The following is a 9056-nucleotide window of genomic DNA, read 5'->3' as shown; positions in this document are numbered from 1 at the left end:
CGGGCAAAGAACTTTTTTCCCTCCAAGGTCATAGCGACGGGGTAAGGGCAGTGGCAGTGACTCCCGACGGGGGGCGGGTGATTTCTGGTTCATATGGCGGCACTCTCAAAGTCTGGGACATGGCATCCGGTAGGAGAGTTGCCGTTTTTACTGTTGATAGTCCAGTATGGTGCTGTGCTGTTGCACCAGATGGAATGACAATTACGGCAGGGGATAGTTTAGGAAAGGTGCATTTCTTAAGGCTAAAAGCAAGTATATGAATATTAAACCTGGACACCTAGCTTATTCTCACCATGAATTTCAGCAACTAATTGACGAAAAAAGCACCAACTTTGTTGGTCGTGACTTTGTCTTTTCTACGATTACAGACTTTCTCAAGTACCAACCCTGTGGTTACTTTACCATTGTGGGCGCACCTGGTAGTGGTAAAAGTGCTATCCTCGCTCATTATGCTATCAACAATCCCCAAGTAGTTTATTACTCAGCCCAAGTAGAGGGTAAAGAATTTGCTTCTGAATTTCTCAACACTGTTTGCACTCAGTTGATGAAGGAATTGGGAACTGGAAATATGTCGCTTCCGGATAACGCTACTGCTGGAAGTTGGTTTCTCTCGCTTTTGCTTCAGAAACTCAGTGATTTATTAGAACCAGATAAGCATTTAATTATTGCCATTGATGGGTGCGATCGCATCGACCGCAAAAACCAACCTCAGGACTCAAATCTATTTTACCTTCCCAGATATCTGCCAGAGCGAGTTTATTTTCTCCTCACTCGTCGCCCTTTTTTGAGCGAGAAATCTGGTCTACTCATTGAAACCCCTGCTCAAATATTAGATTTAGAAGCATATCCAGAACAAAATCGCCAAGATGTGGAGACATATATACAGCAGTACTTTTCGCGAAAACCCTCTTTATTAAAGGAGTCAGGGTGGTTAACAAACTACAATATTAGCCAACGAGAATTATGCCAAAGGCTAACAGTTAGCAGCGAAAACAATTTCATGTATCTTAGCCAAATCCTAGATGCGATCACTCAAGGTTTTTATCCCGAACCCTTCCAGTTCGATCAACTCCCTCCTGGTTTAGAGGCATATTACCAAAATCATTGGCAACGCATCAAAGGTAAGGGTTTATCTTCTGTGGCATTAGCTGTACTAAGATGTTTATCACAGTCGCAGCAACCTTTGAATGCAGAATTAATTGCCCAAATGGTTGATGAAGATGGATACGTTTTAGAAAAAGTACTGGAGAATTGGCGGGAATTTCTAAATCAGGAAACAGTAGGAGAAGAAACCGTTTACAGTTTCTATCATTCCAACTTTCGGGACTGGTTGAGTCGGCAACTTAATTTATCTTAGACTCTGGTATAGAAACACACTGGTATTTACTAAATACGCCACTAAAGTTGCTCATCCCAAAAACAGGTTGAAACCGCTCTAGCTTATGCAGGATAGCTGTTTCGGCTACTGCTTGACCTGTGGCTCCTGTGTTATCATCCTTTTGACTAAAGCAGAAATTTAAGTACAAACTTACATTTATGATAGGTACTACACTAAAACAAAAAATACTAAACGTTTTGGAGGAAATGCCATTAGACGTTACTTTTTTAGAAGTGATGGAGCGCTTGTACTTTTTATATAAAGTAGATCAAGGGCTAAAGCAGATAGCTGATGGTGATATTATTTCACATACAGAAGCTAAAGTGCGGGTCAAGAAATGGCACGAATAAGTTGGACATCTCAAGCACTTGATGACCTACCAGCGCTCGGTGATTTTATAAACACAAAGTTATGACACGGATTCCATTAACAGAAGCTCAACTTCGTTTACCCGAACTGATTGCAAGTCTGCGACCTGGTGAAGAAGTGCAGATCTTTTCCGGCGAACGCACAGTCGCTAGACTGATTGCCGAACCCCAACCCCCTCGCAAACCTCGCCAACCCGGTAGTGCGATCGGAACCCTAATCATCCTGTCCGAAGATGAAACCCACTTGGAAGACTTTCAAGACTATATGCCATGAAGTTTTTGCTCGATACTCAAGCCTTCCTCTGGTTTGTACTCAATGATCGCGCCCTCAGTCAAGCCGCCCGTGATTTGATTGTCGATCCTCTCAATGACATCTTGCTCAGCCCTGCTTCGTATTGGGAAATTGCTATCAAAGTTAGTATTGGTAAGTATCAAATCCCTGGAGGTTTTGAAACATGGATACAGCATCAAATTCAAGTTAACGAATTGGAAATATTACCGATTAAAGTTGCTCATGTAGCCGCCATCGTAACTCTGCCATTCCATCATAAAGATCCCTTTGATCGGCTTTTAGTAGCTCAAGCACTTACAGAAAAGATCCCGATTGTTAGCGTGGATGCAGTGCTAGATAATTATGCAGTTACTCGTTATTGGTGAGTATGATTGCTGCGTCAAACTTCCCAGGCTTTTTCATTGGGAGGTAAAAGAACAACCAGACATCACCACTTAGTACATTTCAGAAACTACACAAAACCTGGTAGCGTCAAACAAAGAAAAATATCTTTGTGGATGTGACAGCTTGAAAACGCGCTCTAATTACTGGCAGCTTCTACCTTATATCCGAACTCAATGGCAGAATATTGTCAAGGGGTTTGTTGGTATTTTGGGATATGTATTTGCAACATTAGCTCTGATCACTCTTGTCAAACAATTGTCAACTGCCTTTGGACAAGGAAATGTGATTGAAATTACTAAAGTTATTGGCATCTTAGCAGGAGTGTTTTTAACTAGAGGCTTTTTTCAATCTGTACAGGATATTTATATGGCAAAAGCCGCTCTACGGATTGCTTTTAATCTCCGTAAGCAGGTTTACGCTCATTTGCAAAAGCTTAATCTTAGCTATTTTGAAACGGCAAAGGCGGGTGATTTATCTTACCGCCTTACTGAGGATGTCGATCGGGTGGGGGAAGTGGTACATAAACTTCTTCACGATTTTATCCCCTGCACTTTGCAATTGGTGGCAATTCCCGTCTACATGATTTGGCTCAATTGGCAGTTGACATTATCTACAGTGATTATTGCGCCGTTGATGGGGTTTTTAATTGGTTGGTTTGGCGAACGTTTACGCTTGTTTTCTTTAAGAAGCCAAAATCGTGTTTCTAATTTGTCTTCAATCTTAACGGAAGTTTTTAGTGGTATTCGTATAGTACAAGCTTTTGCGGCAGAAGATTATGAAATTGCTAGGTTTAGCCGTGAGGCAGAACACACTTTAGTGGCAAAATATTCTGCGGAAAGGCTCAAAGCAATTCAAATTCCGATTGTAGGATTTTTGCAAGCAGTCAGTTTTTTGTTGCTACTATTTGTTAGTGCTTGGTTGATTGCTCAACGTACCCTAACAGTAGCAGAGTTTTTCAGCTATCTTGCTGCGGCAGCCTCCTTAATCGATCCTGTTAGTCACACTACTAACAATTACAATGAGTTTAAGCAGGGAGAGGCATCAGTTGACCGGGTTTTTGAGTTGTTGGCTATTCAACCAACAGTGGTGGAAAAACCAAATGCTATTTACCTTCCGCCTGTAAGTGGTAAGGTGGAATATCGTCATGTGACTTTTGCTTACAAACCAGGTGAACCTGTCTTAAAAGATATTAGTTTATTGGCAATGCCAGGAGAAGCGATCGCTCTTGTTGGTGCTTCTGGTGCGGGTAAAACTACTTTCGCCAATCTCCTACCACGCTTTTATGATCCTGAAGCTGGTGAGATTTTCATTGACGGTGTTAATATTCGTGATGTTAAGCTTAACAGTCTGCGGCGACAAATTGGTATTGTACCTCAAGAAACTACAATGTTTTCTGGGACAATCGCCCAAAATATCGCTTTCGGACAAGATACCTTTAACATGGAAGCTGTTGTTGAAGCCGCAAAAATTGCTAATGCCCATCAGTTCATTAGTCAGCTACCAGATGGTTATTACACGGTTGTTGGAGAACGAGGGGTAAATTTATCTGGGGGGCAGCGGCAAAGAATTGCGATCGCTCGTGCTGTGTTACTTAATCCCCGAATCTTAATTCTAGATGAAGCTACATCTGCTTTAGATTCTGAGTCTGAAGCTTTAGTACAACAAGCTTTGGAAAGATTGATGGAAAACCGGACGGTATTCATAATTGCTCACCGTCTCAGTACAGTTAGGCGGTGCGATCGGATTTTAGTTCTGGAGCGCGGGCAGATTGTTGAATCTGGAACTCACGAACAATTGTTAGCGCTTGAGCGACGTTACGCCAGATTTTATGCTCAGCAGTTTAACTAAAGAGTTTCTAAATAGCTGAGGAGATCTGCCATTTCTTGAGCGCTAGGTTGGAATTTGGGCATTGGCGGCGTTTCGCCACTAATTACCTGATGTATTATACCATAACGAGACTTGTGCTTGCTCAGGGCTTGCAAACTAGGACCAACACGCCCATCTGCTTCTAAGCCATGACAACCTGCACAATTGATTTGAAAGATGGCGTGTCCCAAAACTGGATCGCCTTTGAGGGATAAAACGTTGCTGACGTAAGGATCTGAGGCTCTTAGGGTACGAACAGCAATCATGCCCAAAAGGATCGCTAGCAGAATCGTTAGAGCCAATAATGCGATCCGCTGAATCAGAATTTCAGTTTTGCTAATCTGGTTATCCAAAAGGGTTGCTGTTTAAGTCGATGTGTACAGAAATTTTTCATTTCATACACATAGCTTAAAATTTCTTGATTGTGTCTGCAAGCACAAAATAAAGTTTTGTGGAGACAGGAGACAGGAGAAACGTGCTATTTGGAAAGGTTTGGTTCGACAATTTCTGGAAAACTGGCAAAATTGCGCCGTACCCAATCCATGCCCACTTCATTGTTGAGCTTGATCTTCTGGGGTGTATTTGGGTAAATTTTTGTGAGAATATCGGCATCTTGCTCCACAACGACTTTGGCGAAGTTGAGAAACTTACTTTTGAGTGGCTTAAATACTGGATGCTTAGCTTCTCCGAACATCAACACGTAAGTGCGAGTCCTTTTTTCTGACTCTGGTATAAATAAGTGGCATTGAGCAACTTTGCCTAGCCCTGATACACCGTGAAAAATGATTAAAGAAGGGAAATGGTTTTCCAAATGGGCTTTTATTATTTTTGGCAGGAGCAATATGTCGGGATTCTTGAATTTTTCACCCCAGGTAGCTGCTGCTGTTCTCATGTCGTAAAATGCATGGGAGTGGAATCCATTATCGATAAACTTCTCAAACTGCACTTCCTCAATCCTAAATAACGGGCGATGGGTACCGTTTTGATGGTTGTAGTCATGCATGTTCAGCAACATGGTAAGCAAGTCTGTTTCCACGCTGGTGTCTGCTGTATGCCCGATGAACTCATATTTAGCAGTAATTTCATTTAAAATGGTTGGGATTGGTATTTTAGGTTCTTGTCCGCCGTAAGACCAAATAAAATCCCCTTGAATAATCAGTTCTAAAGGCTGCAATTGCGGTAGAGTTTTCTTGTTAAATCCAGGTAGAACGGTGCAACCTTCACTGTCAAACTCTAGGGCATGAAAAGGGCAAACCACAACGCTACTTTTGTCGTCATGCTGCTGACACCAACCTTCAGATAACATTGCTCCCATGTGTGGACAAGCGTTAGGTAAAGCACTAACTTTGCCTGTTGCATCTTTCCACAGCACATATTCTAAACCGTAGAGAGAGACTTTTTTCGGTTTGTTCACCTCTAACATTGATTTGTGCGCTAATAACCAAGGAGCGCCAAAAAGCATAGACATAAATATTTACTAACTAATTTTTTAATTAGTATGACTGAGCAAAATTCTCTTTGTCAACTACTAACAAATTTTTTAGTTAATATAAGTGCGGCAGTTATGATGGAGTAGCGTAAAAGGTAATGCAGCCGAAACACCCAGAACATAAAACTCGTCAGGTTCGCGATGCAGAAGCGACGAAAGCCCAGATTTTAGAAGCGGCGATGGAGGAGTTTGCCAAGCATGGACTTTCCGGAGCGAGAACTGAGGCGATCGCTAAGACTGCGGGTGTGACAACAGCGATGATTTACTACTATTTTGAGAGTAAGGAAGGGTTGTATCAAACTGTTTTGCACAGACTAGCTGCTGATATTAACATTGAAGTTCCAGAACTGAGTTTAACTCAATTACCAGCTGAGGAAGCCTTGAAGCGTTTGATTGAAGCATTCATTACCTACGAAGCTGCACATCCCTACTTCAGTATAATTTTGTGGCAAGAAGCATTGCAGAATCAAGGTAAATATTACAAAGACGCCAGCTTTCAGGTTGGGTTTAACTACTTAGTGAGTATTCTAGAACGTGGTATGGCAGAAGGATGTTTCCGCAAGCTAGATCCCTTTTTGACGGCTGTTCATATTAATGGGATGTGTACTTTTTATTTTGACGCCTACAATCATCTTAAATACCTGAACCCTGGTTCAGATTTGCGTAGTCCAGAAATGATTAACAACCACATGCAAGAAGTGATTAAGCTAATTCTGGGTGGGGTACGAGATATCACTAACCATTAGCACTTTTTTCAGTTTGTGGCTTCAACTTAGGGTAAGCAATGCGCTTGTGATGGAATTGCTGCCAAACATAAACGAAGATTTCGCCAATTTGAGACATCTCCTCGCGTGTTAACCCAGAATCTACCATTTGATTATCTTGCCATCTTGCACGCAGGATATTATTAACCATTACTAGGGCTTTTTCTGGAGTAGCGTCTCTTAATGAACGTAGCGCTGCCTCACAAGAGTCTGCTAACATGACAATTGCTGTTTCTCGCGATTGGGGAATTGGTCCGTCATAGCGAAAATCTGCTTCTTCTACCTTTATAGTTGAGTCTTCCTGCGCCATTTGCTCAGCTTGATGATAGAAATAAGAAATTTGCATTGTTCCTTGATGTTCTGGGATAAATGCTTGAATTGCTGTTGGTAAGCTATGTTTCCGCGCCATCACCAACCCTTCAGTTACGTGCTTTTTGATAATTTCTGCACTTTTCCAAGGGTTGTTGATTTCTGTATCATGTTTGTTTGGTCCGCCCATTTGATTTTCAATAAATGCTAACGGATCGTGTATTTTACCAATATCATGATATAGTGTGCCAGCTCTCACCAATTCGACATCGCATCTTAATGTTTTGGCAGCTGCTTCGGCAAGAGTTGCGACAAGGAGTGTGTGCTGAAAGGTTCCCGGAGTTTCTGTTGCCAGTCGTTTTAATAATGGGCGGTTAGGGTTAGATAGTTCTGCTAAACGAATGGGAGTAACTAAATCAAACAGTTTTTCTAAATATGGACTAATACCCAGTGCTACAACACTCCAAGCTAAGCCAGATAAAGCAAACATTGCCGCTTGTGGTAGTACTATGTATAGTTCGTAACCAAATGCTGCACTGAGTAAAAGTTGAAGAATTAAGTATACGCCACCTTGAGTTAAACCAATGGCAACACCTAGTAGAGCAAGTTCTTCACGTGAGTGGAGGCGTTTGGCTATGCAACTGCCTAAGATTCCTCCTAATACACCAGCTAGAAGCGAGGCTTTGCTAATTTCTATGCTTATTAGTAGCAAAAACGATAGTAATACTACGACGGTTACGCCTAAAACTGATCCATAGAAACTACCTAATAATAATCCAATGGCACTCCAAGTAGTGTAGGGTGTACCCATAATTAGTACAATTGGTGTACTTAGAGTAAGTAGTAACACTAATAGGCGATCGCTTTGTCGCATTTTACGTTTACTTCTTTTTTCCACTGAAGCAAAAATACTAACAGCGCCAGTAATCACAATTCCTAACTGTATTAAACTTAACCAGTTAATTTCCCGACGAATTAGGTGATAGTGCTCTAGCACTTCAAATTTCCACTCGGTAATTTTTTCTCCTTGACGAACAATCACTTCACCCCGGCGTACTGCTACCATTACTGGTTTCACCCCAGAGGCAGCTTTTGCCGCGACAAGTTGTGTTTGTATTTCGTCTTTTTTTAAATTTGGTTTAAGTATAGCTAACAATAGTTTGGTAGCTAAAGTTTCAGATTCTTGTGGTACTGACGTTTGTACTTGTAAGCTCACCGCATTTTGCAAAATCTCTGACGGTAATCCTGGGGAAATACCTTGAGCGAGAATCCTATGTGTACTTTGTTCGATTCCTATTTGTGTTTTTGCCCAGTCATCATCAGACAAGTTAAGGAGGGTGGTGTCATCGTACACTTTATAAACTGTTTCTGACTGAAGAATTACTAGCTGTGAAAGTTTCGCCGTTGCTTGAGCATATGCTTGTCTAACCAGTGAAATTTTTTGAACTAGAGATAATAAATTTTGCTTTGAGGTTTTGAGACGATAAGCTTCTAATTCAAAGACTGCTTGAGTAAAATCAGCATTTTGAACAAAATCAACTAATTTTGGATTTCCCCACCAAAGAATACTGCTGTCTTTATTTACAGGTGTGTTAAGTCCTTTAATTGTAATTTTCTGTTTTTGGGTTAATACTCCTAACTGGTGAGATGGATCTAAGATTGCTATTTGTATTGCTTGCCATTCCCAATTGGAACAAGAACGCAGGTAACGTTGGGTAGAGAGAGATATAATAAAAGTATCAAAAAAAGGTAATGATCCCATTGATTTACGAATTTCGTTACCTGTGGTGAGAAATTGTTGTAAATCATTCTCTACTTGTTCATTAATACTGTGATCAACCATCAGTATTGGGATCGAACTTTTACTGGCTGCTTGCCGTTGAAATTCAGTTTTTTTACGATCTTGGATGTAAGCAAATGTCGGTGCTTTAATTGTCAAAGGTGCAACAGTACCTACCCGTAGTTGAGGTTGGTTGTACAATTTGTGTCCCATCACAATTGTGAGGGAGATGACTGCTATCAAAAAAATTACGGGGGAAGGTTTTCCACCCAACCAGTTGAGATAACCTACTGCATCAATGCTACTTTTCATTTTTACCGACTTTACCATTGAGCTTAAAGCTCTTCGTTTTCGGTTTTCCCCATTCAATAAGTGTGAATGGAGTAGCGTTTTGTACTGTTGCCACCAATGAGTCAATTGCTTTCT

10 protein-coding genes are annotated in these 9056 nt (G+C 41.2%); 7 read left to right on the top strand and 3 right to left on the bottom strand.

Features of this window, described 5'->3' with window-relative positions:
* The 6 genes from ICL16_RS40700 to ICL16_RS40670 form a co-directional block, all read left to right on the top strand.
* A partial coding sequence (locus tag ICL16_RS40700) for a WD40 repeat domain-containing protein (protein WP_420485336.1) occupies window positions 1-260 on the top strand: 260 nt, incomplete at its 5' end.
* Window positions 257-1357 carry an AAA family ATPase gene (locus ICL16_RS40695; RefSeq protein WP_190837587.1) on the top strand — a complete coding sequence of 367 codons (1101 nt, stop codon included), beginning with the start codon at window positions 257-259 and terminating at the stop codon, window positions 1355-1357. The genes ICL16_RS40700 and ICL16_RS40695, both read left to right, overlap by 4 nt.
* Before the next feature lie 179 nt (window positions 1358-1536).
* Window positions 1537-1728, top strand: coding sequence for a hypothetical protein (locus ICL16_RS40685; protein WP_190837582.1), 192 nt, complete (start codon window positions 1537-1539; stop codon window positions 1726-1728).
* Between the two features lie 61 nt (window positions 1729-1789).
* A complete protein-coding gene (locus ICL16_RS40680; protein WP_190837580.1) occupies window positions 1790-2020 on the top strand; it encodes a type II toxin-antitoxin system Phd/YefM family antitoxin in 231 nt (76 codons plus the stop codon).
* Window positions 2017-2403: a type II toxin-antitoxin system VapC family toxin gene (locus ICL16_RS40675; protein WP_190837578.1), complete on the top strand. Its 387-nt coding sequence runs from the start codon at window positions 2017-2019 to the stop codon at window positions 2401-2403. The genes ICL16_RS40680 and ICL16_RS40675 overlap by 4 nt, the downstream gene beginning before the upstream one ends.
* Window positions 2404-2545: 142 nt before the next feature.
* Complete coding sequence (locus ICL16_RS40670; protein WP_190837576.1) at window positions 2546-4270, top strand: ABC transporter ATP-binding protein; 1725 nt, start codon at window positions 2546-2548, stop codon at window positions 4268-4270.
* On the opposite strand, the gene ICL16_RS40665 is transcribed toward ICL16_RS40670, so the two are convergent.
* Both ICL16_RS40665 and ICL16_RS40660 read right to left on the bottom strand, forming a co-directional pair.
* Window positions 4267-4641 (bottom strand): c-type cytochrome, encoded by a 375-nt coding sequence (locus ICL16_RS40665; protein WP_190837574.1) that lies wholly within the window; start codon window positions 4639-4641, stop codon window positions 4267-4269. The two genes, ICL16_RS40670 and ICL16_RS40665, sit on opposite strands and share 4 nt — an antisense overlap.
* 125 nt (window positions 4642-4766) lie before the next feature.
* Window positions 4767-5750 (bottom strand): Rieske 2Fe-2S domain-containing protein, encoded by a 984-nt coding sequence (locus ICL16_RS40660; protein WP_202895957.1) that lies wholly within the window; start codon window positions 5748-5750, stop codon window positions 4767-4769.
* Window positions 5751-5875: 125 nt separating this feature from the next.
* On the opposite strand from ICL16_RS40660, the gene ICL16_RS40655 reads away from it, so the two are divergent.
* Entirely contained in the window at window positions 5876-6523 is a 648-nt protein-coding gene (locus ICL16_RS40655; RefSeq protein ID WP_190837570.1) for a TetR/AcrR family transcriptional regulator, read from the top strand.
* On the opposite strand, the gene ICL16_RS40650 is transcribed toward ICL16_RS40655, so the two are convergent.
* Complete coding sequence (locus ICL16_RS40650) at window positions 6513-8942, bottom strand: HD family phosphohydrolase (RefSeq protein ID WP_337907214.1); 2430 nt, start codon at window positions 8940-8942, stop codon at window positions 6513-6515. The two genes, ICL16_RS40655 and ICL16_RS40650, sit on opposite strands and share 11 nt — an antisense overlap.
* Between the last annotated feature and the right edge of the window lie 114 nt (window positions 8943-9056).

Source organism: Iningainema tapete BLCC-T55 (assembly GCF_014698965.1).
Taxonomy (GTDB): Bacteria; Cyanobacteriota; Cyanobacteriia; order Cyanobacteriales; family Nostocaceae; genus Iningainema; species Iningainema tapete.
This window is presented reverse-complemented; position numbering and strand designations above follow the sequence as displayed.